Source organism: Proteus faecis (genome assembly GCF_003144395.1).
Taxonomy (GTDB): Bacteria; Pseudomonadota; Gammaproteobacteria; order Enterobacterales; family Enterobacteriaceae; genus Proteus; species Proteus faecis.
This window is the reverse complement of record NZ_PENZ01000022.1, coordinates 1-589: the sequence shown is the minus strand read 5'-3', so window position 1 is coordinate 589 and position 589 is coordinate 1. Positions and strand designations below refer to the sequence as shown.

The 589-nt window shown below is 43.8% G+C and carries 1 protein-coding gene; it reads left to right on the top strand.

The genetic code is table 11. The annotated features are described in order from the left end of the window. Positions 1-589 (top strand): terminase TerL endonuclease subunit (locus DK858_RS05495; protein WP_228407187.1); only part of this gene is annotated, 589 nt, incomplete at both ends.

Genomic DNA, 589 nt, shown 5'->3' with positions numbered 1-589 from the left:
TTGTGCGGCCGCTAAAGTATGGAAACAGCCCGATAACGGTCATGTTCATGCTGATTTTAAGTTTTGGTTACCCGAAGACCGACTTGAGCGTTGTTCTAAACAAATGGCAGAACTCTATCGTAAATGGGCTGATATGGGGCATCTCACATTAACTGATGGTGAAGTTGTCGATCATGCTCAAATTAAAGAAGAAATCATCGAATGGGTGACGGGCGAGAACTTAAACGAACTGGGTTTTGACCCATGGAGTGCGACACAATTTAGTTTATCACTGGCTGAAGAAGGGCTACCCCTTGTTGAGGTTGCTCAAACGGTGCGTAATTTTTCTGAATCCATGAAAGAGATTGAAGCACTGGTTTATGCGGGTAAGTTTCATCATGGCCAACACCCTGTTATGAACTGGATGATGTCGAACGTCACGGTTAAACCGGATAAAAACGACAACATTTTCCCTAATAAATCCACACCCGAGGCAAAAATTGACGGCCCTGTTGCACTATTTACAGGCATGAGTCGATTATTGGTGAATGGTGGCAGTGGTGGTGACTTCCTTTCCTCTTTAGATCCTAACGAAGACCTTTTATTCCTA